This is a genomic window from Kutzneria chonburiensis (genome assembly GCF_028622115.1).
Taxonomy (GTDB): domain Bacteria; phylum Actinomycetota; class Actinomycetes; order Mycobacteriales; family Pseudonocardiaceae; genus Kutzneria; species Kutzneria chonburiensis.
The window spans coordinates 47,822-70,692 of sequence record NZ_CP097263.1 but is presented as its reverse complement, the minus strand read 5'-3'; the positions used below and the strand labels follow the sequence as shown (position 1 = coordinate 70,692).

The following is a 22,871-nucleotide window of genomic DNA, read 5'->3' as shown; positions in this document are numbered from 1 at the left end:
CGGGGCGGCCCTTCGAGGTATGGCGGCATCTCGTTGCCCGCACGGCAAGCGTGGTTGCTACGTTGTGGAACGACGACCGCGTTCGACCGTATCACCACCTCCCGCGGTAACCGAGGTGTTCTCGCAACTGGTCCCGGTCAGGACCGGCGGCGCGGTTCTCGACACAGAGCGCGCCAGCATCGCCACCTCGATGTTCCACATCTCCATCAGCTCGCTGACGACATCGTGTGGAATGACCTTCGGGTGGAACCCGAACGAGGCGTTCAACACCGGTCCACCGCGCGTGTCGACGACCAACGCGTTGATGTCCAGCGCGAGCGGTATCGGCATGTCCGGATCCCGCTGCCCGGCGAGGCTCTCGGTCAGGGCGATCCAGGATCCTCCCCGCGCTCGACCGGACCGCGCGCCGGCGACGAACCGGCCCAGGTAGTTGAATCCGACCTGCGGGCCATGGAACTTCTTCAGGTCCACGGCGGTTTCCTCGTTGAAGTACCGCAGCAGACCGTATCCGATTCCCCCGTCCGGGACAGCGCGCAGCTGACGCCCGACGGCCTTGACGACCTCAAGGGCTTCCGTCAGGTCGATGCCCGCGAGGTCCAGCCGAGCCGGATAGGCCTTGGCCAGCCACCCGACGGTTCGCGACACATCAACGCCCGTGGCCGGGCCCTGGTCCCGCCCGTGCCCGGAGAGCTGCACCAGGAGCGATTCGGCGGCGACTCCGTGCGCCCGACGCAACCGCGCTGTCGCCAGAACGAGCGCCGCCAGCAAGCCGTCCGCAGGACCTCCCGCCAGAACCTTGGGCAGCGTCGTCACGACGGCCTCGGTCACCGGCGCGGACAGCTGAACCTCCAGTTCCACGGTGTCCCGGCAGAAATCGGTTCGTGGGTCACGTCGACGCGGACCGAACAGCGGATCCGGGCCCGTCAGCGTCTCGATCCACATCGGCAGTTCACCGGCACGCGAAGCGCTGTGCGCATCGGCCCGCAACGCCGCCGCCCATAGACGCATCGAACGTCCCGACGGTGTCGACGCCGCCGCCACCCCCGGTGACACCTGGGCCGACACTGTCGCGAAGTCCTCCGCGAGAATCCGCCAGGAAACGCTATCGATCACCAAATGGTGGGCGACGACCAGGACACGGTCCGGCTCGGAATCCTCCGTGGTGAACCATACGAACTGCACCATGACGCCGTCTTCCGGGGCAAGGCGTCCCAGCGCCGACGCGAGTTCGCCGGCACGCACGTCTTCCCAGGGGCCGGCCGCCCGGTTGATCAACTGGTCCAGTGGCACCGCGTCCGCTCCGACGGGCAGCAGTCCCCGTTGCGCCGCCGGGCCATCCGACACCAGTCGGGAGCGGAGCAGTTCGTGCCGGGCAACCACCGCGTCGATGGTGTGCCGAAGTGTCCTCTCGTCGGTACGGGCGGGTAGTTCGAAGGTCAGCCACTGGGCAAACCGCGGGTGTGAGCCGGAATCGAACATCGACCGAGCCACCGGCAGCAGCGGGATAGGACCGGTCGGATCGTCTGTCGGCTCGGCCGGCGTGCCGGGTGGGTCGAGCGGCGTACTCGAAGCCCGCGCCTCGACGAGGCTCGCGATGTTCCGGTGCTCGAACAGTTGGCGTGGACTGACGGTCACCCCGAGCGCCTTCGCACGCGACACCACCCGCATGGACGCGATGCTGTCGCCGCCGAGGTCGAAGAAGTTGTCGTCGACACCGACACGCTCAACCCCCAACACCTCGGCGAACACCTCGGCCAACACCTGCTCCTCCGCAGTCCCCGCCGCCCTGAACCGCGCCTGCGTGAACTCCGGCTCGGGCAACGCCCGCCGATCCAACTTCCCATTGGCGTTCAACGGCAACCGGTCAAGCACCATGACGGCGCCGGGAACCATGTACTCCGGCAGCCGGCCCGCCACAAACCGACGCAGCTCCGCCACATCGACCGAACCACCCTCAGCAGCAACGACATACGCCACCAACTGCGGATCCGACCCTTCGCGATGCCAAGCGACCACTGCGGCCTGGGCAACTGCAAAGTGGGACAAGAGCACCGACTCGACCTCACCGGGCTCGATCCGGAAACCCCGGATCTTCACCTGACTGTCGACGCGTCCGACGTACCGCAGCAGCCCGTCAGACCCCCAGCGAACAAGATCACCCGTCCGGTACATCCGACTACCGGACGGCCCGAACGGATCCGCCACGAACCTCGACGCCGTCACACCACCGCGACCCCGATACCCGCGAGCAACACCAGCCCCACCAACGTACAACTCACCAACCACACCAACCGGCACCGGCACCAAACCCGGCCCCAACACATACACCCGGCCATTGCCCAACGGCACCCCGATCGGCATCGACGACGCACTTTCACGGCCGTCGAGCCGGTGCCAGCTGACGAAGATCGACGTCTCCGTCGGTCCGTAGCCGTTGACCATGCGGATGCCCGAGGCCGGTGTCCACCCGCCGAACCGGCCGGGATCCAGGGCCTCACCGCCGAAGACGATCTCCCTGACCGCGGAGTCCCGGATCACCGCCTCGTCCACCGACCGTGCCAGTTCGTAGAACGCGGACGGGGTTTGGCTGAGCACGGTGACTCGAGCCTCGACGACCTGCTTCCACAACTGGATCGGATCGAGGACGACGGGCCACGGGATGACCACGAGTTCGCCGCCGTGCAGCAGCGCCCCGAACATCTCCCAGATGGCGAAGTCGAACGCGACCGAATGACAGAGCGCCCACACGTCGTCGCCGCCGTACCGGTGCGACGACGCGATGCCGTCGAACAGGGAAACGATGCCGGCGTGAGTGAGCGCGACCCCCTTCGGTGTCCCGGTCGACCCCGAGGTGTGGATCAGATACGCGAGGTTGTCCGGATGCACGTCGACCGCAATCGGCTCGCACGTGTCAGCGGCCGACAGCTCCGCGTCCTCGATCAACAGGCACGGCTGCCCGGACACCGGCAGTTCACGGTCGGCGATCACCAAGGCCGGCCCGGCCTCCCGAAGAATGCCTTCCAGCCGCGCACTCGCGTAGTACGTGTCGACCGGAAGACACGCACCGCCGGCCTTCAACACCGCCAGCAACGCGACAACCAGGTCCGTGGATCGGGGAAGGGCCACCGCCACCACGTCTTCCGCGCCGACCCCCCACCGCACGAGCACTCCGGCCAGCCGTGAAGCACGCGCGTCCAGCTCCCGATACGTCAGCTTCGTGGCACCGCACGACACCGCCACCGCGTCCGGTGACCGACGCACCTGCTCGGCGAACAGCCGATCCAGCGTCGCCTCGGGCCGACGCGTCAGCGCAGTGCCTGCCCGGCCCCAGCCGGCCAACTGGTCCCACTCGGCCGGCAACAGGACGTTCACACGACCGACGGCCTTCGCCGGATCCGCGACAGCTTCCCGGAGAACCTCGTTGAACCGGGCCGCGATCGCCTCGACCGTGCCGCGGTCGAAGAGGTCCGTCGCGTATTCGACACTGGCCCGCACCCCGCGTCGCGACGCACCGGGCAACTGCTCGACCTCGACCAGGCTGAAGTCCAGATCGAATTTGGCGGTCCCCGTCTCGGCCAGGTCGATGGCGCCGCGCACCCCTGGCAGGTCCAGCACCGGCAACTCGTTGTTGTGCCAGGCGAACATCACCTGGAACAACGGGTGATGGGCCACCGAACGCGCCGGATTCAGCAGCTCGACCAGTCGTTCGAAGGGAGCGTCCTGATTCGCGTATGCGGCCAGCGCCTTGTCCCGAACCCGTTGCAGCACCTCGACGAAAGCGTCCTCCGGCGACACCGCCACCCGCAGAACCCACGTGTTGACGAAGAATCCCACCAGCTCGGTCAGTGCCTCGTCGGTCCGTCCCGCGATCGGTGATCCCACGGCGATGTCGGCGCCGGCGCCGAGATGGGACAGCAGCACCACGAGGGCCGTCTGCATCACCATCGACACCGTGACGTGTTCGCGGCGGGCCAGCCCCTCGACCGCGTCAAGCAGCTGCCCGTCGATCGTGAACCGCACCACCTCGCCCCGCCGGGTCGCCACCGCCGGCCGTGGCCGATCCGTCGGCAATCGCATCGGCTGAGGCAGGTCCGCCAGCTCCGCGCGCCAGTACTCCAGCTGTGTCGCGATGACGCTGTTCGGGTCGCCCTCGTCTCCCAGAAGCTCGCGCTGCCACAGCGTGTAGTCCGAATACTGCACCGGCAAGGGTTCCCACGCCGGCTCCCGCCCCGTGCACCGCGCGGCATAAGCCATCGACAGATCGCGGATCAGGGGCCGCATCGACCACCCGTCACCCGCGATGTGGTGCAGCACGACGACCAGCACGTGCTCGGTGCTCGAGCGCCGCAGCAGAGCAGCCCGCAACGGGATCTTCGTACTCAGGTCGAACCGGTGCCCGACCACGTCCGCGAGCGCGGCGGCCACGCCGTCGGAGGCCACCTCCACAACTGGAAGAAGTGCCGACGGCAGCTCGGAAAGCGGGCACACCCGCTGCACCGAGTCGCCCCGCTCGTCCTGCACGATCATGGTCCGCAGACTCTCGTGCCGGTCCACGACATCACGCACCGCGTACTGCAACGCCGCCACGTCCAACTGCCCGGACAGGGTGACGGTCAGCGGGATGTTGTACGTCGTCGACGCACCCTCGAATTGGTGCATGAACCACAGTCGGCGTTGCGCGAACGACAACGGAACCACAAGTTTTCCCCCCACTCCGACCTGTCTGCCACGCGGCGCATCCGCGCTCGCCGGCCGGGGTTCGCCGTGACACCGGCGAAACTCGGCCGGGTGAAACCCGTCCGGTCAGGCGCTCGCCACCGACTGCTCCGGTTCCGTCGCCGCCGGTTCCGGCTTCTCCGCCGGCAGCCAGAACCACGCGGCGACGACCATCACCGCCGAGATGGCGGCAATGGTCCAGCACGAGGCATGGAAGCCGTCGAGAAAGCTCGACCGAGCGTTCTGAATCAAGCTCTGTGCCACTCCAGACTGTCCACTGTGGATGTACTGCGCGGCCTCGGACAGCGAGTTGCCCATCGAATCCTGGGCCTTGGCCAGAGAACCGGGCAGCAGCGCCGAGGACATCGACGTGGCCAGTCCGTTCGCGTACAGCGACTGGAAGAGACTGCCGACGATCGCGATACCGAGCGTCCCGCCGAACAGCCGGGTGGCGTCGTTGAGCGCCGATCCGACACTGGCCTTGGCCGGCGGCACGACGCGCATGATCGCGTCGGTCGCCGGCACGCCGACCACACCCAGCCCCAACCCGATGAGAACCAGCTGAGGGGCCAGGACCAGGTAGCTCGTGTCACCGGTCTCCACGGTGAACCAGGCGTACACGACGGTCAGGATGGCCAGCCCGCCGGTGACCACGACCCGGGAACCCCACCGGACCGCCAGACGGCCGCCGAGTGTCGAGCCGATCACCATCCCGACCGCGACCGGGATGAACCGCAGTCCGGTCTGCATCGGCGAGTAGAGCTTCAGGAACTGCATGTACTGCGTGATGAGGAAGATCAGCCCGTAGAGCGTGAAGAACGCGACGGTCATCGATCCGCACGCCGCCGAGAACCGCGTGTCCCGGAACAGGGCGAGGTCGACCATCGGCGTCCGGGCCTTGAGTTCGCGCACGACCAGGGCGGCGAAGAACACGGCGGTCACCACGAAGCCGATGACGGTCGCGCTGCTCGCCCAGCCCAGTCGCGGGGCCTCGATGATGGTGTACACCAGGGCGCCGACGGCCAGGCACGACAGCACGAGTCCGCTCTTGTCGAGGGCAGGGGTCTCCGGGTTTCGGGACGTGGGTACGACAAGCGCGGTCAGCACCAGGGCCACCAGGCCGATCGGCGCCATCACGAGGAGGATGCTGCCCCACCAGAACTGCTGGAGCAGGACGCCGCCGACGAGCGGGCCGAGGACGATGCCGAGACCGGAGACGGCGCCCCAGATCCCGATCGCGGTCGCCCGCGCCTTCCGCTCGACGAAGACCGTCGTCAGGATGGACAGCGTCGCCGGATAGATGAAGGCCGATCCGATGCCCATCACCGCACGCGCCAGGATCAGCTCGAAGGTCGAGCCGCTGAACGCGCCCAGCCCGGAGGACACGGTGAACAGGCCGAGGCCGAACACCAGCGCCTCCCGCCGGCCGAACCGGTCGCTGAGGCTTCCCGCGGCGATGACCAGCGCCGCGAAGGCCAGGCTGTAGGCATCGACGACCCATTGCAGGTCACGGGTGGTGGCGTGCAGCTGGTCCACCAGACTCGGCAGCGCCACGTTCACGATCATGGCGTCCATGTTGATCACGAGCACACACACGCACAGGACCACGAGGATCCACGCGGGCGATCGAACGGAGGTGGCGACTTTGCTCATGGCCGTCTTTCTCTCGGGTTCTCTCGTGCTCAAACGCCTGCGCTGCGACGAATCAGACACAGGCCGGGCGTCGAGTGGATCGACACGAACCTCTTGCCCAGGCGGTCACCGGCCGGTCATGCGTCGGAGCTGGGGGCGTGTGGATGTGGCCATGCGATGCCAGCGCTGCGCCAGCAGGGCAACGGTGGGTGCTTCGAAGATCACCCTGATCGGCACCTCGACACCCATCACCGCCCGGATCCTGGCGATCAGCCTTGCCGCCAACAGGGATTGGCCACCGCGGTCGAAGAAGTCGTCGTCGACACCGACACGCTCAACCCCCAACACCTCGGCGAACACCTCGACCAGCACCTGCTCCTCCGCAGTCCCAGCCGCCCTGAATTGGGCCTGCGTGAACTCCGGCTCGGGCAACGCCCGCCGATCCAACTTCCCATTGGCGTTCAACGGCAACCGGTCAAGCATCACCACCGCGGCCGGCACCATGTACTCCGGCAACCGGCTGGCCACCAACCGACGCAACTCTCCCCCATCAACTGAGCAACCGTCGGCAACAACCACATACGCCACCAACCGCGGACTCGACCCCTCGCGACTCCACGCGACCACGGCAGCCTGAACAACGTCCGCATGCGACAACAGCACCGACTCAACCTCACCAGGCTCGATCCGGAAGCCCCGGATCTTCACCTGATCGTCCACACGCCCCACAAACCGCAGCAGCCCGTCGGCACCCCACCGCACCAGATCACCCGTCCGGTACATCCGACCACCACACGGCCCGAACGGATCCGCCACGAACCTCGACGCCGTCAAGTCGAAACGGCCACGATAGCCACGGGCAACACCAGCCCCACCAACGTACAACTCACCAACCACACCAACCGGCACCGGCACCAAACCCGGCCCCAACACATACACCCGCTCATTGCCCAACGGCACCCCGATCGGCATGGAAACGTCGGTGGCGCCCCATGATTCGGAGTCGAGCGCCGCTGTCAGGGTGTGTTCCGTCGACGCGACCGCGGTTTCGGTCGGACCGTATCCGTTCACGATCCTGGTGCCCGGCAGCGCCACCTGCACCCGCCGCACCAGTGAGGTGGGCAAAGCCTCACCGATGAAGATGATCGTGTCGGCGGTGACCGAGCCGGTGACGCTGTCGAGCACCTCCGCGAACACCGAAGGCACCGCACTGATCACACCGCCGGACCAGCCACCGCGCTCACCGAGCACCAGCGCGTCCCGAACCAGCTCCAGTGTGCCACCGGTGCACAACGTCCCGAAGATCTCCAACACCGAGACGTCGAAACTCGCCGACGTGCTGGCCAGCATCCGCGTCCCGGGGTGCACTCCCAGCCGGGGTGCGGCCTGGGTGACGAACTGGACCGCGTTGGCGTGCTCGACGGCGACTCCCTTGGGCTTGCCGGTCGATCCGGACGTGTAGATGACATAGGCCAGATTCTTCGCCGTGGGGCCGGCATCGAGCTCGCCTTCGACGCGGTGCCCGCTCACGTCGTGGACGAGGAGTGTGGGCGGCAGCGCCGGCGGGAGCTTCTCCCGTGTCGCGGCGTCGGTGATGAGCAGCGTCGGTTGGGCGTCGGCCAGCACGAACTCCAGTCGCTGGCTCGGATTCCTCGGGTCCAGCGGCAGGTACGCGCCACCGGCCCGGAGCACGGCCAACAGCGCGACGATCAACTCCGTCGTTCTCGGTAGGGCAACCGCCACAACGGACTCCGCCCCGACGCCCCGACCGCGCAGCACCCGGGCCAACCGATCGACTCGGTCGGCCAGTTCCCGGTAGGTCAGTTCCACGCCATCGCACGCCATCGCCACCCCGTGCGGTGACCGATCAACCTGCGCGGCGAAAAGATCCGCCAGCGTCGTCGCCGGCGCCTCCACCGGCGACTCGCTCCAGCTCCGCAGGAGTGCCTGTTCCGCCGGCAGCAGTGCGTCGAGCCGGCGTACCGGCCGGTCCTGGTCCGCGATCACCTGCCGCACCACCGAACAGAAGCGCTCCGCCAGCCGTTCGACGGTCTTGCGCTCGAACAGGTCCGTCGCGAATTCCACCCGGCCCTTGACCGCACGGTTTCCGTCGGAATCCATGGCCTCCAGGAGATCGAAGGCCAGATCGAACCGCGCCGATCCGGCAGCTGTCCACTCGACCGTGCCGTCCAGCTCGGGCAGATCCAGTCGCACCGGCGCGGTGTTGTGCCAGGCCAACAACACCTGGAACAGCGGCGCGTAGGCGGTGGACCGCTCCGGGTTGAGCAGTTCCACGAGACGCTCGAACGGTGCGTCCTGGTTGTCGTACGCCGCCAGCGCCTTGCCGCGCACCCGGTCCAGCAGCTGGGCGAAGGACGGGTTGTCCGACAGGTCGACCCGCAGCACCAGGTTGTTGACGAACAACCCTACGAGATCGGTCAGCGAGTCGTCCGTCCGGCCGGCGACGGGAAAGCCGATGGCGATGTCGTCACCGGCGCCGACCTGGAACAGCACCACGGCGAGCACCGCCTGCCACACCATCGCCAACGTCGCACCACGTCGTCGGGCCAGCTCCTCGATCATCGGCAGCTGGTCGGAGTCGATAGCGAACCAGACGACATCGCCGCGGTAGGAGAAGACCTGCGGCCGCGGGCGGTCCAGTGGTAGCTGCATCGGCTGAGGCAGGCCAGCGAGCTCTCCGCGCCAGTACTCGAACTGCGGTGTGAGCATACCTCGCGAAGCCAGCAACTCCTGCTGCCACAGGGTGTAGTCGGCGTAGCGCACGGGCAACGGCGACCACTGCGGGACGCCACCCGCCAGCCGAGCCGCATACGCAACCGACAGATCGCGCACGAGCGGCGCGATCGACCACCCGTCGGCGGCGATGTGGTGCACCAGCACGAGAAGCGTGTACTCGTTGTCCGAGCAGCGAAACAGCCATGCCCGCACCGGGATCTCGGTCGTCAGGTCGAACCGGTGCCGTCCGCGGGTCTCGATCGCCGCGTCGAGCTCGCCCGGCGACAGGTCGACGTCGTGGAACGCAACGGCGGCGTCGCCGGCCGGGACAATGCGCTGGACCGGATCGCCCTGGACGCTCTCGCCGATCAGAGTGCGCAGAGTCTCTTGCCGCGCAACGACATCCGACAACGCGGACCGCAGCGCTGCCGTGTCGAGGCGACCGGACAGCCGCAGCACCAACGGTATGTTGTAGGTCACCGACGATCCCTGTAAACGCGCCAGGAACCACAGTCGACGCTGCGCGGACGACAACGGGACCGTGTCCACACGCGGGCGCGCGACCAACGCGGGGCGGACCTTCGACAGCCGGTCCAGCCGATCGACGAGCCCGGCGACGGTAGGTGCCTCGAAGATCACCCTGATCGGCACCTCGACACCCATCACCGCCCGGATCCTGGCGATCATCCGTGCGGCCAACAGAGACTGACCGCCGAGGTCGAAGAAGTCGTCGTCGATGCCGACGCGCTCGACCCCCAACACCTCGGCGAACGCCTCGGCCAGCACCTGCTCCTCCGCAGTCCGCGCCGCCCTGAACCGCGCCTGCGTGAACTCCGGCTCGGGCAACGCCCGCCGATCCAACTTCCCATTGGCGTTCAACGGCAACCGGTCAAGCACCATGACGGCGCCGGGAACCATGTACTCCGGCAGCCGGCCGCCCACGAAGCGACGCAGCTCTCCCCCATCGACCGAGCAGCCGTCAGCAGCAACCACATACGCCACCAACTGCGGACTCGAACCGCCGCGACTCCACACGACCACGACGGCCTGGGCGACCTGTGGGTGGGTCGACAGGGCTGACTCGACCTCGCCGGGCTCGATCCGGAAGCCCCGGATCTTCACCTGGCTGTCGATACGTCCGACATATCGCAGCAGTCCGTCAGACTCCCACCGAACGAGATCACCCGTCCGGTACATCCGACTACCGGACGGCCCGAACGGATCCGCCACGAACCTCGACGCCGTCAAGTCGAAACGGCCACGATAGCCACGGGCAACACCAGCCCCACCAACGTACAACTCACCAACCACACCAACCGGCACCGGCACCAGACCCGGCCCCAACACATACACCCGCTCATTGCCCAACGGCACCCCGATCGGCACTGAACGCGGATCGGTGTCCGCCGGGTCGAGGACCTGACTTGTGCAGTAGAAGGTTTCCGTTGGCCCGTAACCATTGACGATGGTCACGCTCGGCATCGCGGCGCGGACCTGGCGCACCAGCGAGCTCGACAGTGCCTCGCCGGCGAACACGATGGTGTCCGCGCTGATCCGGCCCTCGGCGTGAGCCAGGACCTCGGCGAACACCGAAGGCACCGCACTGATCACACCGCCGGACCAGCCATCGCGCTCACCGAGCACCAGCACATCCCGAACCAGCTCGAGCGTGCCGCCGGTGCACAGTGACCCGAAGATCTCGAACACCGAGACGTCGAAATCCACCGACGTGCTCGCCAGCATCAGCGCACCCGGTGTCACGCCCATCCGCGCCCCCACCTGAAGCACGAAGTTCGCGGCGGTGGCGTGTTCGACGGCGACGCCCTTCGGCACGCCGGTCGACCCGGAGGTGTAGATGACATAGGCCAGATCGCGCAGGCCGGGACCCGGCCCCAGGTCCGTCCCTTCCCCGTCGGCCTGTTCCTCGTCGACGAGCAGCAAGGGCAGCGAGGTCCGCGGCAGGTCCGGGGCCAGCGCGGAGTCCGTGACGAGCAGGGTCGGCCGGCCGTCGGCCAGCACGAACTCCAAGCGCTGACTCGGATATCTCGGGTCGACCGGCAGATAGGCGCCGCCGGCTCGCAGCACCGCCAGCAGCGCGACGACCAACTCCGCGGACCGCGGCAGTGCCACCGCTACGACGGTGTCCGCACCGACGCCACGACCACGCAGCACCCGAGCCAGCCGATCCACCCGGTCGGCCAGATCTCGGTAGGACAGCTCAAGGCCGTCGCACGTGATCGCCACCGCGTCCGGCGACCGATCCACTTGTGCGGCAAACAGATCCGGCACACTGGCCGACAGCTCGGGTCCCTCGGCCCGCTGCCACTGCCGCACGAGTTCACGCTCATCCGCCGTGACGACATCCACTCTGCCCAGCGCGACGGTCGGATCGGCGGCCACTTGTCCCATCACAGCGCGAAAGCGCTCGGCCAGCACCTCCAGGTCCGCGCCGCGGTACCGCTCGGCGTCGCCGTCGAAATGCAGGACGAGCGTGCCGCGCCGCTCGTCCTCATAGGCGGTGATCAGCAGGTCGTCGACCGCGCCGGCTGACTCGACGGCGAACGATCCGGCCGCGCCGCCGAAGTCCAGCGCCTCCGCGAACGGGATGACGTTGAGGGCGGGCCCCAGACTCTCGGCCGCCGACCAGCCGGCGTCCGAGATCAGGTCCGATGTCGGGTACCGCGCGTGCCGGACCGATTCGCGCACCTGGTCGGCGATCTGCTTGGCGGCGATGGCGAACGGCAGACCCGGCTGGACCGACACCCGCAGCGGCGCGTAACTCGAGCGCAGTCCAGGCTGCGCCCGCGTCGAACTGGTCCGGTTGGCGACCGTGAAACGGACGACGAAGTCGTCCGCTCCGCCGAGTTGGCACATCAGCGCCGACATGCCGGCGAGGAGATAACCGGGGAACCGCTGTCCGATCTCGTCGGCGCCGGCGCGCCACCGGCCAAGCTCCGCCGCGGAAATCTCCAGCCGATACCGCTCGACACCGACCCGATCGGACGTGGCGCTGCCGGTCAGGCGCAGCGGCGCCGGGGCGGATGCGAGGTGTTCCCGCCAGAAGTCCCGGTCCGTCCGCGCCTCGGCTGACTCCTGGTAGCCGCGGTCAGCCTCGTTGAGCTGCCCGGGCTCGCCGAATCCCGCCGGTTCGGCCGCCACCCCGGCGAGCTTCGCGGTGTAGACCTCCGCGACCCGACGCATGAAGGCCACGAAGCCGTATCCGTCGGTCATCAGGTGGTGCATCGAGACGAACACGAAGTAGCGAGACGGCGCGACCTTGATGGCGCCGACCCGGTAGAGCGTGTCCTTCGCGAGGTCGAGTGGGGTCGGCCAGTCACCGGCCATCACCGCGTGGGCAGCGGCGACCGGGTCGACTTCCATGGTGAGATCGCCGATCAGCGGGTCGTCAGCCGCGTCGTCCCGGACGAACTGGTACGGCCCGTGCTCGTCCTCGTGAAAATTCACCAGAAACGGTCGAACCTCGCGCAATGCCTCGAGAAATGACTGGCGAACAACGAAAAGATCGAGGTAGCCGTCGACATCCCAGTACACCGAGATGATGTTGGGAGTCTCCGGCCTCCATTTCTGCGCCAACCACATGGGTTGCTGAGCCGCCGACAGGCGGAGCGGATCCTGACCGAGCATATTTCCCCCGGAGCCTCGGTTCATTTCGATCGTATCCATGGCTAGGACGCGGTGGAAGCACCGCGCTTGAGTGTGTTCGCGTAACTCCGCAGATCTTCCGCATACATCGTGGCGATCTCGGAGATCAGTTCCCGGCAGTACCCGGGCACGCTGTCCAGCACGGACTCCCACTCCGACGCCGTCGTCGGCCCCTCGAGCCAGCGGAGCAGCGTCCTGCCGGCATCGGTGAAACGCAGCGACGGATCGTTCTTCAGTCGCCGCCGCAGCATCTCGCGATTCATCGGCGCGGTGTTCCCGACGCCGCCGGCCTCGTTCGCGCGCCGCGGTGCGGCCTCGGCGGCGGCCGAACGCAGCCGGACCGGCAGCGGATCGTCGCCACGCCGGATCCGGTTGCGGACGTCGCTGGCCGTGGAGACCGACACGCCGGTACGAGAGGCCGCCTCCCGCAGTGACATCGCGTCGTCCTGCCGAAACAGTTCGGCGGTCCGCAGCCGCGCCTGTGTGCTGTCCACTCGGCGCCGCACGCCGTTGCGTGCGAGCCGGATGTTCGACTGCGGAATCTCCGCGGCCATGCTCCGCGACAGCGCGGCCACCGTCTTGTCCGACAGCCCCGCCATGCCGGCGACGTATCGGTACGACCAGTCCGGATGCGCGGTGAGGATCCGCCGCGCGGCCCGCTTGCGGTCGCTCACCGACAGCGGCAGGCCGTGTGCGATGTTCAGGCGCACCGCGAGGGCGAACGCCGCCTCGGCATCGCCGTCGAAGAACCGGACCCGGATCGTGCTGTCGCCGCGCAGCGCGGCCACCCGCAGTCGGTGCACCCCGTCGATGACCGCCATGGTCTGCCGGTGGACGATGACCGGCGGAAGCCGCGCCGCCGAATCGATGAGTAGCTGAAGGTGGCCCCGGTCCACACCGTTGGCGCGCACCGAGAACTCACCGACCGCCACGTCCGCGATCGGGATCTCCGTCGTCGTTCTGCTCAGTGTCGCAATCGTCTCGAACGCCGAGCCGAGGTCCGGCTCGGTGTCACTTCCGTACTCCCCAGTTGAACTCTGCACGATTTTTCCTCTCGAAGGAAAAGCGTGTCACCAGCGACCGCACCTGATCGGCCACTGACAGGCATCGAGCGTGAACCGCAATCTGGCGCCGTCAGCAGAACGGAATGTCTGCCAATCTGTACCCACTCGGCGGCAAAGCATTCATGAGATTGCGGACGAAGAAATCCCATCTTCGCCGAATCACGTAACCCTCGCGGTGGAGCATGTGATGGCCGACGCCCGGAACCAGAAGCATCTCGAAGTCCCTGTTCGCCTCGATCAGGGCATCGACAAGACCGAGCGTCTGGTAGTGCGGAACATTGTCATCGAGCTCGCCATGGACCAGCAGGAGTTTTCCGCGCAGGTTCCCGGCAAGTTCGGAATTCGCGGCGACACGGTAGCTCTCCGGATCCCACGGCCCATGGTAGGTCTCCCCCCAGAACGACAGGTACTGCCGGATGTCATGGCAGCCGGCCACCGAGATTCCCGCCTGGAAGAAGTCCGGGTGGGCGAGCACGGCACGGACCGCGGCGAACCCGCCGCCCGACGAACCGGTGATGCCGACACGATCCGTGTCCAGCCACGGATACCTCCGGCCGAGCTCGATGATGCCGACCACGTGGTCGTCGAGACCGCCGCCGTCACCGAGACGCCCGTACGAGGCGTCATGGAACTCCTTGCTGCGTCCCGGCGTCCCGCGGCCGTCAATGGCGACCACGGCGAACCCCAGCGCGGCGAACGCCTCGGCCTCGCCCGTGTAGTTGTTCTCGAAATTCTGCGGTGCGCGGTGACTCTGCGGTCCGGGGTAGATGTGGTCGACGACCGGGTAGCGGAGATTCGGATCGAATCCGTAGGGGCGCCACAGCGTCCCGTAGATGTCGGTGACCCCGTCGGCCGCCTTGACGGTGAACCGCTCGGGTGGCGCCCATCCTTCCCGCACCAGGGCCGAGACGTCAGCCCGCGCGACCTCCACCACCACACGACCGACGAGATCGCGCACCACCACGAGCGGTGGCTTGTCCGCCCGCGAGGCGGTGTCGACCAGGTAACTGCCCAGTGGCGAGATCCGTGCCACGTGGTCGTCGACATCGTCGGTCAACCGGGCGAACCCGGTGCCGTCCAGATTGATGCGGCACAGCTGCCGAAGATAGGGATCGGAACTCACCAGCCCCGACGCCGAGAAGTAGACGACGCCGTCTTCCTCGTCGACATGGAGTATGCCGCGAACAGCCCAGGTACCCCTCGTGACCTGGTTGATCAGGGCCCCGGACGGCGTGTAGCGGTAGAGATGGCCCCACCCGTCACGCTGGGAGTACCAGAGCAGTTCCCCGTTCCCGCACAGGTGCACCATCGCCGGATCGGCCATGATCTGGGTGGGCTCGACCCTGGTCTTGCCGTGCTCCTCGATGATCACCCGGCTTCGGCCGGTCACGGCATCAACGGCGATCAGCCGCAGACACCGACCGAAACGCTCGGGATCGAGGTAGTAGACCGTCTCACCGTCCGAGGACCACCACACCCGCCCCCACGTCACCGGTGAGACATAGGGCGTGTGCACGGGATCCCCGGTGGACGGTGTGACCGTCCGGCGCTCCGGGTCGACGACGACGAAGTAGGCCTTCGGCTGTCCCGGTTCGTCCGGCATCGGATACCGACACGTGTGCGTCATCGGCCGGCGAGCCGACGCCGGCGTCGATTCGACCAGGTGCAACACCTCGACGTCGCGCTCGTCCATCCGATGGGTCAGCAGCTTGGAGCCGTCCGGCGACCACTGCACCACCGGGGACGCGACGGCGCCGTCCACTCCCATGAACGGGCGTCGCCGCCCGAACATCGGGTCGACCGCGTACCCGTTGTCGGCCGTCCCGTCCCGCGTGAGCGGAACCTCCGCGCCCGTCTCGTCTCGTAGCCACAGATTGTGGTCACGGACGAAGACCGTCCACCGCCCGTTCGGCGACCGGGACTCCCTGGCCCGACCGCACTCGACTCGACGGGCGTGCAGACGTAGTCCTCGAGTGAACACCGCCAGCGACGGCCGCCGAGTTCGACGATCACGTCGCCGTCCTCGAACTCGAAGGTCGACAGCCGCAGTGTCGCGCGGTCGATCGTGCGGCCGGTCGCCCTGGACAGGGCGGCAGCGAGCCTGGGGTGGTCGAAGGCCGACCGCCTTGTGCCGGCGACCGGGTCCACCACCAGGTACTCCACGCCGGCCGGACTCGACGTGGCACACCAGAACGACTCCGACTTCTCCAGCCACACCGGACGATCCACCATCCCGGTGATGAGGGCGGCCCGGTGGTGTTGCAGCATGTGTTCGGCTCGCTGGTAGTCGCGTTCGGTGTAGGTACGCGTCACGGAGAGCACTCTACCCCATAGTCTACTATGTAGACATAGATCTCTCGGCGTACCTGGAGTAGGGGCATCACGTGGAGGACAAGTCCGCGCAGCACAGCGACAGCCCCCAGCCCGAGGGTGAAGAACCTCGGGGGCGGGGCCGCAAGGCCTCCCGCACGGCAACGCCGCGGGGGACTCTCACTCGACGGAGTGTGCTCGACGCGGTGGCGAGGACGGTCGAGGCCAAAGGCGTGGTCGCCGTCACGATGCGGGGGATCGCCACCGAGCTCCAGGTCGATCCGATGGCCCTCTACCGACACTTCAAGGACAAGGACGCGCTGCTGGCCGCGTTCGTCGACGACGTGTTCGCCAATATCGAGCCGCCGGAACAGTCCGGCCTGGAAGGCGCCAAGGAACTCGCCCGGAGATACTTCCAGGCTCTGATCACGCATCCCGGCCTCGTGAACATCGACCTCGGGCACACCACCGGGAGTCCCCACCAGTTGCTGCTGGCGGAACGCCTGTACCAGCACATGCTCGACGCCGGGTTCGACGTCGAGACGGCCGCCCTGGTCTACAGCGGCCTGCAACGGTTCATCCTCGGCAGCGCACTGGTGTACCCGCGGCGGAGCAAAGCGGACGACGTCAACGAATGGAAACGCGTCCGCGAACTGTTCCGGGCCCTGGACCAGCAGCAGTTCCCAGCGCTCCACACGGTGAACGAGCAGATTTCCCGGTGGAGCCAGCAGGACATCTTCGAGCATTGGCTCAACTGGATCTTCGACCACGCGGACAGGTCAGCCGGGCCTTGAGGGAATGGCCCGGGTCCACGACCACGTCACGCCGGCGATGCGGCGGCAGATCCTCCGCTGCCCGAAGGAGCGCCGGGCTGACGCCGCCAAGGGCCTCACGACGATCCCTCTCGCAGTGCACGAGTACGAGCGCGGTCTCAACGCCTACGCCGCGGACGCGGTGCGCGTCTCGCTGAAGCCGATCACGTGGCAGCGGCGCAGGAACAACCCCGTGTCACGCCGAATTCGATTGCACGTCGATGACTTCCGGACGGTCCACTGTGCATTTTTGCAGAAAGACTCATTTTGCAATGGCTGAGTCTCCGCCGCAGTCGTCGGCGGTCAAGAGCGGTCTCTGCTGCTACCTCCCCGTGTGGTCAGCGCGGTCAACACCGCGGCGACGCACAGCAGGAGCGCCACTCGGCCCGACCGGTCGGGAGTGGGGAGCTGGTCCCATCCGATGATCGAGACAACGGCGGCGATGGCGAGCAGGAACCACGGCAGAAAACGCACATTCCCATCCTAGCCGACGGGGTTGTCAGAGGTTGGTATAGACCGGCTGCATCGATTTCCGCATGTGCGACTCATTTCCGGTGTAGGTGACGCCGAACGCGCCCCACGCGGCGGAGACGCTCATGACGGCGCCGCCGTCCTGGTTGTGCTCATAGGCGAACGCCGCGCCAACTTGGCCGCTTCCGCCCTCGACGACCGTGTCGACCACCCCCTTTCTGACGTTGAGGGAGAAGCCGTCCTTCGTCATTCCGTCACGAAGGCCGACGATCGGCGCACCGGTGGTCACACCGGAATCCTTGAGATAACCGACGTCGGTCAGTTTGTCCAAGCCGTCCCAAGTCGCCCAGGTGGTGTTCCGAATGCGTTGGCCGGGCGCGAGCTTGAGTTGCATCGCGGCAAAATCGTCCGGCGCGCTTCCGTTGACGTACTTCGGATCGAATTCCCACGTTCCGTGCGCCTTGACAAGTCGGGGCGGCCCCATGACGGGCATCCAGGCGATGGCCACGGTGAAGGAGGTGACCGGGATGCTGCGCCTTGGCTCCGGTCAGCGGTCCGTCGATCCCGTTGATCGACACCTGGAGCGGCCGGCCGGTGAAGGTTTGCACGAGGTTTTCCAGGCCGGCCAGGTCGTTCGGGCGGTCCCGCTCGTACGGCTGGCTACGCCCGTTCGGGGCCGGAAACGCCTGATCAGTTACGCCACGGGCAGCGCGGCCGACGCCCCCGGATCCGGTCGTCGGAGGTCGTGACCGTATCCGAACGCAGCGCCAGCTGGCCGTTGGCGCCCAGTGCCCTGTCGATCGCCGCCGCGGCACGCCGGCCACGGTAGCGACGCACGGTAGCGCAGCGGGGATCCGGCGCCTGGGACACTGGACCCCCGACCACCCGCGAGACCAGGAGTGCACTGTGCAGCAGGGAACCGTCCGCTGGTACGACCTCGAGCGCGGCTTCGGCTTCCTCGCCCCCGACGACGGCAGCGCCGACATCTTCGTGCACGTCTCGCAGGTGCAGGGCGAGGGCGCGGCCCGGGCGCTGCGCGAGGGCCAGACGGTAGAGTTCGAGCCCGGTGAGGGACCCCGCGGTCCACAGGCGCTGCACGTCGCTGTCACCGGGGACGTCGCGCCCGACGCGACCCTGGGCGTGCTCGCCACCGTCTCCTGGTACGAGCCGGCCAAGGGCTACGGGTTCGCCGCGCCGGACGGCGGGGGTGCGGAGGTGTTCGTGCACTCCTCCGCCATCGTCACCGGGGGCGTCCTCGCGGCCGGGCAGCGGGTGGCCTTCGTCGTCACCGCCGGAGAGAAGGGGCCGCAGGCCCAGCACCTGGTGCCGCTGAGCTTCGACGCCGGGGTCCGCAGAGCCCCCTGGTCGCGCCCGGCGACGGCGCCGACGGCTCCGTCCTGTGGTTCGACGAGGAGAAGTCGTTCGGCTTCGTGGCCGCCGACGACGGGGCGGGCGACGTCTTCCTGCGCGTGCGCGCCCTGGTCGACGAGCGGTACCTACCGGCCGAGGGTGACCGGGTCGCGTTCACCACGGTCACCACGGACCAGGGTCGTCAGGCGCGCGAGGTGCGGTTCGTGGCCACCGGCGCGCCGGTGGAGGCCGCCGCGGCCCCCAGCCAGGCCCGTCCGGCCACCCGGCCCGCAGCCCGCGCCGGCAACGGAACGGTGGCCCGCTACGACGGGGACCGCGGCTTCGGCTTCATCACCCCCGACGCAGGCGGGCCCGACCTCTTCGTGCACGTCTCGGTGGTCTCCGGCGAGCCCCTGGTGGCCGGTGAGCGGGTGCGCTTCCGCATCCGGCAGAGCGACCGGGGCCCGCAGGCCGACGCCGTCGAGCACGCCTGACCGTGGACGTGCCGGGCAACCGCCACGTGGTCGACCTTCCTGCGTTCCCAGCTTGAGACCGCCGGAAGCCTCGCGTGGGTCCGATTCCTCATCCGCGACCGCGACGCCAAATACCCCACGCTGATCAATACGATCCTCAGCGACGCGGGGATCACCACGGTGTTGACCGGTGTCCGGATGCCTCGCGTGAACGCGATCACCGAGCGCTGGGTAAAGACGTTGCGCACCGAACTGCTCGACCGCACCCTGATGTGGAACGAGACCCACCTCCGGCACGCGCTTGGCGAGTACGAGCGGCACTACAACCGGCACCGAAGGAGAGGTGGCATCACTCGTCGCGCTGACCGCGGCCGAGCGGCTGCAGCTGGGTGACTGGTTCCTGGGGCCGGAGCTGGAGGAGGCGACCCGCGAGGCCAGGGCACTCCGCGCCCCATTTGCGCCCCATGATCTTCCTCAGACACAAAAAACGACCGACGATGATCGTCGGTCGTCCTTGTCACCAGCGTGTATAACTGGTGGGCGATACTGGGATTGAACCAGTGACCCCTACCGTGTCAAGGTAGTGCTCTCCCACTGAGCTAATCGCCCGAGGCGGAGACGGGAATCGAACCCGTGTACAGGGCTTTGCAGGCCCTTGCCTAAGCCACTCGGCCACTCCGCCGTTTCTCGGATCTTACCCCGAGAACATCGACCCGAATGACGAGGGGCCGTTACCCGAGCGGACGACGAGACTCGAACTCGCGACCCTCACCTTGGCAAGGTGATGCGCTACCAACTGCGCTACGTCCGCATGCGACTTCGGGAGTGGATCTCCGTAAGTGAACCCGGGGGTTCATCTCGCGGTTGGGATCCGTTCTCCGTGGTGCTGGTGAAACCTTATCCGATGGCCCCGCTCTGGATCAAATCGGGGGTCGATCAAGGGCATCGCCGCAGGTCAGGGGCGGTTCAGCTCATATCGTTGGAGATCAGGTGGGTCAGGGCCTGGTCGACGTTGACCCAGAGGTGCTCGTTGCCCGGAACGACGACGTCGTAGGTTCTGTCGAGGAAATCAGCGAGCTCCTCGGAGGCGGCCTCGAAGGTGGCGTGCCCGGACGGGGAGTTGAGCTCGATCACGACGACCTCGGGATCGTCGGTGGCCGGCTTGATCCGCACGTCCCCGTCACCGGCCTCGGCGATGAGACCGTCGGCGAGCAGGTCCCGCGCGTACACCCACTCCACCCAGCCGGCGCGCCCGGTGCGGAAGGCGGCGACCACGGCGTACGGGTCACGGGTGTCGTAGCGGAGCTCCACCTGCACCGGCACCGCGGGTGTGCGCGGGGCGAGCAGGTCGAACACCGCGGTAGAGCGGAGCGTCACGTGGTCGTTGCGCATCGTCGTTACCCTTCTGCTCCCTTCCCGGCCAGCAAACGACCGAGCTCCTCAGTTGTGACGCCGAAGCGAGGAACACCGCTCGCGGAGACGAACTACTTCACCCGTCCGGGCCAGACCGGTGTCGCTGGGCGACCGGCCGGACACTCTCCGTGAACCCTTCCCTTCGGCGACCCCCATCTTGCTGGGTTTAACCTGAACCCGGTACCGCATGTTGCGCGAATGTTGGACGTGAGGATTTCCGTGGTGGCTGACGCGCCCGTCCCACCGGCCAGGTCCGCCGCGACCGACGCCGAACTGGTTCGCCGCGTCACCGAGGGCGACCAGACGGCCTTCGCCGAGCTGTACGACCGCTACTGCCGGCAGGCCTACTCGCTGGCCCGCCGGGTGTGCGTGGACCCGGAATTCGCCGAGGACGTGGTCCAGGAGGCCTTCCTCGCGCTCTGGCGAACCCCGGGCCGCTTCGACCCGCAGCGCGGCGGCTTCGCGTCCTGGCTGCTCACGCTCGTACACCACCGCGCGGTCGACGCCGTGCGACGGGAGGCGGTGCAGCGCAAGCGCACCGTGCCGGGCGCCGACGAGGCCGCGGAGCGGCTCACACCGCCCGGCCCGGGCGCCGACGACGAGGCGCTGGTCGGCATGGTCGGCGGCCAGGTGCGGGAGGCGCTCAGCCGGCTGACCGACGAGCAACGCGAAGTGATCACGCTCGCCTACTTCGGCGGCTATACGCAGTGCGAGGTGTCCGCGCTGACCGGACTGCCGCTGGGCACCGTCAAGTCGCGCACCTTCGCCGGGATCAGACGACTGCGGGGGCTGCTGTCGTCGCTGCTGGGCGACGGCGACGGGACCGAGCTCCGAACGGGGGTGCAGCGGTGAACGCCGACAACGGGCGCTGCCCGAACGAGGAACTGGCCGTCGGCTGGGCGCTGCGGGCGCTGGAGCCGGACGACGAACACGCGCTGCGGGCCCACCTGCCGGGCTGCGCCGTGTGCCGCGAGACCGTGCGATCGACCGAGCAGGTCGCGGCGCTGCTGGGCGGCTCCGTGCCGCAGGAGGACCCGCCGGCCCGGCTGCGGCAGAAGGTCCTCGACACCGCCGCCCACACGCCCCAGGAGCCCTACGAGCCGCTGCCCTTCCGCATCGGCTCCGCCCTGTCCGAAAGCCCCAACCGGCCGGCCGAGATCGTCGAACGTCCCCGGCCACGGCGGGCCGCCGGGCTGGTGGCCGCCGGGATCATGCTCGTACTCGCCGCCGCCGTCGGCGTGCTCGGCTGGCAGGTGAGCCGCCTCGACTCGCAGCAGCAAGCCCAGAGCCAGCTGCTGAGCGTGCTCGGCGACCCCGCCATGCACCGGACCGTGCTGCGCGAGACCAACGGGCAGGAGGTCGCCGTGCTGCTCTCCACCCCCGGCTCCGCCGCCGTGATGCCGCTCGCCCTGCGCCCCAACAACTCCGCCGCCCAGACCTACGTCGTCTGGGGGCTGTCCACCGGCACCCCCATCGCGCTCAGCTCCTTCGACGTCACCGGCGCCACCACCCAGCTGCTCGCCTGGAACAGCGCCGCCGCCCAGCACCAGAAGTTCGCCATCTCCCTCGAACCCGGCCGCAGCCTGCCGGCCAAGCCCACCGACGTCATCGCCAGTGGCGAGGTGACCAGCTGAGCCCGCTCCGCACCTTCCGCCGCATCGGCATCGCCGTCGCCGGCTCCGCCGTGCTCGCCCTCGGCATCGTGCTCATCCCCTACCCCGGGCCCGGCTGGCTCGTCGTCTTCGCCGGCCTCGCCATCCTCGCCACCGAATTCGCCTGGGCCGGCCGCGTCCTCGCATACGCCCGCGCCCGCTACGACCAGTGGACCGCCTGGCTCCGCCGCCAACCCCTCCCCCTACGCCTGCTCGTCCTCGCCGCCACCGGGCTCGTCATCCTCGCCACCCTCTGGCTACTCGGCGTGTTCTCCCTGGTCGCCGGCTGGTTCGGCCTCCACAACCCGATACTCGACCCCCCGTTTTCGCGTCCACGCGGGTGATGTTGTAAGGTACTGACATCACCGCGAGAGCGGGGAACACAACTGCAAAGGGCGATTAGCTCAGGGGGAGAGCGCTTCGTTCACACCGAAGAGGTCACTGGTTCGATCCCAGTATCGCCCACATTGCATGAAAGGCCCCTGACCAGCACGGTCAGGGGCCTTTCGCATGGCTCGGCACGCCGGGTATGCCCGGATCACACAGCATCGGTGCCTAGAACGGTGCCTAACGGCCCTT

The 22,871-nt window shown here is 68.1% G+C and carries 15 protein-coding genes, 4 tRNA genes and 2 pseudogenes; 10 read left to right on the top strand and 11 right to left on the bottom strand.

From position 1 onward, the window contains the following. Positions 1-57: 57 nt before the first annotated feature. The 5 genes from M3Q35_RS00375 to M3Q35_RS00355 all read right to left on the bottom strand — a co-directional run bounded on the left by M3Q35_RS00375 (position 58) and on the right by M3Q35_RS00355 (position 15,792). Entirely contained in the window at positions 58-4,698 is a 4,641-nt protein-coding gene (locus M3Q35_RS00375) for a non-ribosomal peptide synthetase (protein WP_273939506.1), read from the bottom strand. A 105-nt stretch (positions 4,699-4,803) separates the two neighbouring features. Further along, positions 4,804-6,369: an MFS transporter gene (locus M3Q35_RS00370; RefSeq protein ID WP_273939505.1), complete on the bottom strand. Its 1,566-nt coding sequence runs from the start codon at positions 6,367-6,369 to the stop codon at positions 4,804-4,806. A gap of 105 nt (positions 6,370-6,474) precedes the next feature. Continuing rightward, entirely contained in the window at positions 6,475-12,768 is a 6,294-nt protein-coding gene (locus M3Q35_RS00365; protein WP_273939504.1) for a non-ribosomal peptide synthetase, read from the bottom strand. 2 nt (positions 12,769-12,770) lie between these two features. Beyond that, a complete protein-coding gene (locus M3Q35_RS00360) occupies positions 12,771-13,790 on the bottom strand; it encodes a ParB N-terminal domain-containing protein (protein ID WP_273939501.1) in 1,020 nt (339 codons plus the stop codon). A gap of 91 nt (positions 13,791-13,881) precedes the next feature. After that, entirely contained in the window at positions 13,882-15,792 is a 1,911-nt protein-coding gene (locus M3Q35_RS00355) for a S9 family peptidase (RefSeq protein ID WP_273939500.1), read from the bottom strand. A gap of 535 nt (positions 15,793-16,327) precedes the next feature. Between M3Q35_RS00355 and M3Q35_RS00350 the strand changes: the two genes are divergently transcribed. Together M3Q35_RS00350 and M3Q35_RS00345 are read left to right on the top strand one after the other, a co-directional pair. After that, positions 16,328-16,915, top strand: a complete 588-nt coding sequence (locus M3Q35_RS00350) for a TetR/AcrR family transcriptional regulator (RefSeq protein ID WP_273939499.1) — start codon at positions 16,328-16,330, stop codon at positions 16,913-16,915. 4 nt (positions 16,916-16,919) lie between these two features. Continuing rightward, positions 16,920-17,213 carry a hypothetical protein gene (locus M3Q35_RS00345; protein ID WP_273939498.1) on the top strand — a complete coding sequence of 98 codons (294 nt, stop codon included), beginning with the start codon at positions 16,920-16,922 and terminating at the stop codon, positions 17,211-17,213. A 23-nt stretch (positions 17,214-17,236) separates the two neighbouring features. Here M3Q35_RS00345 and M3Q35_RS00340 read toward each other — a convergent pair whose 3' ends face one another. Then, complete coding sequence (locus M3Q35_RS00340; protein ID WP_273939497.1) at positions 17,237-17,407, bottom strand: hypothetical protein; 171 nt, start codon at positions 17,405-17,407, stop codon at positions 17,237-17,239. Between the two features lie 25 nt (positions 17,408-17,432). Next, entirely contained in the window at positions 17,433-17,912 is a 480-nt protein-coding gene (locus M3Q35_RS00335; protein WP_273939495.1) for a hypothetical protein, read from the bottom strand. Between the two features lie 398 nt (positions 17,913-18,310). Between M3Q35_RS00335 and M3Q35_RS48425 the strand changes: the two are divergent. From M3Q35_RS48425 to M3Q35_RS00320, 4 genes and pseudogenes are all read left to right on the top strand, one after another. Further along, positions 18,311-18,514, top strand: a pseudogene (locus tag M3Q35_RS48425) (cold-shock protein); the annotation flags it as partial. Positions 18,515-18,544: 30 nt separating this feature from the next. Further along, positions 18,545-18,670: pseudogene (locus M3Q35_RS48420) on the top strand (cold-shock protein); the annotation flags it as partial. Positions 18,671-18,834: 164 nt separating this feature from the next. After that, on the top strand, positions 18,835-19,248 hold the full coding sequence (locus M3Q35_RS00325; RefSeq protein WP_273939494.1) for a cold-shock protein: 414 nt from the start codon (positions 18,835-18,837) through the stop codon (positions 19,246-19,248). Positions 19,249-19,407: 159 nt separating this feature from the next. Beyond that, complete coding sequence (locus M3Q35_RS00320) at positions 19,408-19,620, top strand: integrase core domain-containing protein (RefSeq protein WP_273939492.1); 213 nt, start codon at positions 19,408-19,410, stop codon at positions 19,618-19,620. Between the two features lie 141 nt (positions 19,621-19,761). Here the strand turns inward: M3Q35_RS00320 and M3Q35_RS00315 are convergent. The 4 genes from M3Q35_RS00315 to M3Q35_RS00300 all read right to left on the bottom strand — a co-directional run bounded on the left by M3Q35_RS00315 (position 19,762) and on the right by M3Q35_RS00300 (position 20,619). Further along, positions 19,762-19,836: transfer RNA gene (locus M3Q35_RS00315), tRNA-Val, on the bottom strand. A gap of 1 nt (position 19,837) precedes the next feature. Further along, positions 19,838-19,909, bottom strand: a tRNA-Cys gene (locus tag M3Q35_RS00310). Positions 19,910-19,965: 56 nt separating this feature from the next. Next, positions 19,966-20,038, bottom strand: a tRNA-Gly gene (locus M3Q35_RS00305). Between the two features lie 155 nt (positions 20,039-20,193). Further along, a complete protein-coding gene (locus tag M3Q35_RS00300) occupies positions 20,194-20,619 on the bottom strand; it encodes an SsgA family sporulation/cell division regulator (protein WP_043716771.1) in 426 nt (141 codons plus the stop codon). Between the two features lie 243 nt (positions 20,620-20,862). Here M3Q35_RS00300 and M3Q35_RS00295 point away from each other — a divergent pair, with 243 nt between their 5' ends. The 4 genes from M3Q35_RS00295 to M3Q35_RS00280 all read left to right on the top strand — a co-directional run bounded on the left by M3Q35_RS00295 (position 20,863) and on the right by M3Q35_RS00280 (position 22,757). Beyond that, the gene (locus M3Q35_RS00295) at positions 20,863-21,492 is read left to right on the top strand and encodes a sigma-70 family RNA polymerase sigma factor (RefSeq protein WP_273939490.1); all 630 of its coding nucleotides are present in this window, start codon (positions 20,863-20,865) and stop codon (positions 21,490-21,492) included. Then, positions 21,489-22,274 (top strand): anti-sigma factor, encoded by a 786-nt coding sequence (locus tag M3Q35_RS00290; protein ID WP_273939488.1) that lies wholly within the window; start codon positions 21,489-21,491, stop codon positions 22,272-22,274. The genes M3Q35_RS00295 and M3Q35_RS00290 overlap by 4 nt, the downstream gene beginning before the upstream one ends. Next, positions 22,163-22,636, top strand: a complete 474-nt coding sequence (locus M3Q35_RS00285; protein WP_446685268.1) for a TIGR02611 family protein — start codon at positions 22,163-22,165, stop codon at positions 22,634-22,636. Before M3Q35_RS00290 ends, M3Q35_RS00285 begins: the two co-directional genes overlap by 112 nt. Before the next feature lie 49 nt (positions 22,637-22,685). After that, positions 22,686-22,757 (top strand) — tRNA-Val (locus tag M3Q35_RS00280). Positions 22,758-22,871 lie beyond the last annotated feature (114 nt).

What these genes read in the sequence shown, in the direction of transcription:
- M3Q35_RS00370 (WP_273939505.1), bottom strand. Translation starts at nt 6,369, where the DNA reads ATGAGCAAAGTCGCCACCTCCGTTCGATCGCCCGCGTGGATCCTCGTG.
- M3Q35_RS00365 (WP_273939504.1), bottom strand. Translation starts at nt 12,768, where the DNA reads ATGGATACGATCGAAATGAACCGAGGCTCCGGGGGAAATATGCTCGGT.
- M3Q35_RS00345 (WP_273939498.1), top strand. Translation starts at nt 16,920, where the DNA reads ATGGCCCGGGTCCACGACCACGTCACGCCGGCGATGCGGCGGCAGATC.
- M3Q35_RS00300 (WP_043716771.1), bottom strand. Translation starts at nt 20,619, where the DNA reads ATGCGCAACGACCACGTGACGCTCCGCTCTACCGCGGTGTTCGACCTG.